Raw genomic sequence first — 2,281 nt, 5'->3', positions numbered from 1 at the left:
GTAACGGTTTTCGACGGCCCGGAAGGCCTGACGCTGGATCTGGAAGGCGCTCTGACGGCGATGATTGGCTTGGCGCAGAACGCAAAAAGCCCGCTGGAAAGCGGGCTGGACGTTCGAGCGATTGCTGGTTCGGTAAAAGTGGTTGCGGGGACAGGATTTGAACCTGTGACCTTCAGGTTATGAGCCTGACGAGCTACCGGGCTGCTCCACCCCGCGACGGTCGTTCCCGTTGGTGGTGTGGGAACGTGGTCTCAGCTGGTTTTGTGCTGAGGGCTTGCTATCGTATTGAGAGGTTGTTTCTTGTTAGGTTTGGCGGTGACCTACTCTCCCACGTCTTAAGACGCAGTACCATTGGCGCGACGGCACTTAACGGCCGAGTTCGGGATGGGATCGGGTGTTTTGCTCGTGCTATGTCCACCAAACCAAAAAAGAAACAAGCTGTGCGGGAAGGCGGATCGCGGTGTTGGAGTTGATCCAGAACCGCGATGGGCCTTCTTCGCATAGCAAACATCAGTATGTGATCTTTATCCTGCTCATGCAGGGTTTCAGATCATCAGATTGTTCCAAATCTAGGCTGCTTTCGCAGCGTATGTGCGCTTTTGACATGTCATTTTCTTTGACATTACGACCCAGAAGCTTTGGTTATCACTAACCTTGCTGTTACTGGATCAAATCAAGCCTATCGAGCAATTAGTACCAGTCAGCTGAAAGCATTACTGCTCTTACACCTCTGGCCTATCGACGTGGTGGTCTTCCACGGCTCTCAAGGGAGACCTTGTTTTGAAGGGGGCTTCCCGCTTAGATGCCTTCAGCGGTTATCCTGTCCGAACATAGCTACCCAGCACTACCGTTGGCACGATAACTGGTCCACCAGTGGTCCGTTCACCCCGGTCCTCTCGTACTAGGGGCAACTCTTCTCAAGTCTCCTACACCCACGGCAGATAGGGACCGAACTGTCTCACGACGTTCTAAACCCAGCTCACGTACCTCTTTAAATGGCGAACAGCCATACCCTTGGGACCTGCTCCAGCCCCAGGATGAGATGAGCCGACATCGAGGTGCCAAACGATGCCGTCGATATGGACTCTTGGGCATCATCAGCCTGTTATCCCCAGCGTACCTTTTATCCGTTGAGCGATGGCCCTCCCACTTGGGACCACCGGATCACTATGACCGACTTTCGTCTCTGCTCGACTTGTCAGTCTTGCAGTCAGGCAGGCTTATGCCATTGCACTCAACGACCGATTTCCGACCGGTCTGAGCCTACCTTCGCGCGCCTCCGTTACAATTTGGGAGGCGACCGCCCCAGTCAAACTCCCCACCATGCAGGGTCCCGGACCCGGATAACGGGCCGCGGTTAGATATCAAGATGGCGAAGGGTGGTATCTCAAGGGAGGCTCCACGAAGACTAGCGTCCCCGCTTCGATGCCTACCACCTATCCTGCACATCACAATCCTGATACCAGTGCAAAGCTGGAGTAAAGGTGCATGGGGTCTTTCCGTCTAACCGCGGGTAGTGTGCATCTTGACACACAGTTCAATTTCGCTGAGTCCACATTTGAGACAGCGGGGAGATCGTTACGCCATTCGTGCAGGTCGGAACTTACCCGACAAGGAATTTCGCTACCTTAGGACCGTTATAGTTACGGCCGCCGTTTACTGGGACTTCAATTCAGAGCTTGCACCCCTCCTCTTAATCTTCCAGCACCGGGCAGGCGTCAGACTGTATACGTCGCCTTACGGCTTCGCACAGCCCTGTGTTTTAAGTAAACAGTCGCCACCCCCTAGTTTGTGCCCCCTACCTCTACTTGCGTAAAAATAGGGCCTCCTTCTCGCGAACTTACGGAGGCATTTTGCCGAGTTCCTTAAATGTGGTTCTCTCAAGCGCCTTGGTATACTCTACCAATCCACCTGTGTCGGTTTAGGGTACGGTCTGATGGAGGGCTATTTCCTGGAACCTCTAAGCAGCCCACCCAATCCGATAAGGGCAAACTACAGTCGAGATCCGTCACTTCCTCCTGGCCCACGAATATTAACGTGGTTCCCATCGACTACGCCTTTCGGCCTCGCCTTAGGGGCCGGCTTACCCTGCTCAGATTAGCTTTAAGCAGGAACCCTTGGATTTTCGGCGAGAGGGTCTCTCACCCTCTTTATCGCTACTCATGTCAACATTCTCGCTTCTGATCTCTCCACCGGATGCCTTACAGCCCGGCTTCACAGAAAGCACATTGTGTACGCTGCATTCAGTAAACCGAATGCAAATACACAGCGTCCTATATCA

The 2,281-nt window shown here is 53.6% G+C and carries 1 tRNA gene and 2 rRNA genes (1 of these 3 only partly in view); all 3 read right to left on the bottom strand.

What is annotated here, in order from left to right:
• Positions 1 to 139 precede the first annotated feature (139 nt).
• Positions 140 to 216: transfer RNA gene (locus tag AKV04_RS00445), tRNA-Met, on the bottom strand.
• Between the two features lie 91 nt (positions 217 to 307).
• Positions 308 to 422: ribosomal RNA gene (gene rrf / locus AKV04_RS00440) — 5S ribosomal RNA — on the bottom strand.
• A gap of 247 nt (positions 423 to 669) precedes the next feature.
• Positions 670 to 2,281: ribosomal RNA gene (locus AKV04_RS00435) — 23S ribosomal RNA — on the bottom strand; it runs 1,229 nt beyond the window's last position.

This window comes from Cypionkella psychrotolerans (assembly GCF_001294535.1).
Taxonomy (GTDB): Bacteria; Pseudomonadota; Alphaproteobacteria; order Rhodobacterales; family Rhodobacteraceae; genus Cypionkella; species Cypionkella psychrotolerans.
This window is presented reverse-complemented; position numbering and strand designations above follow the sequence as displayed.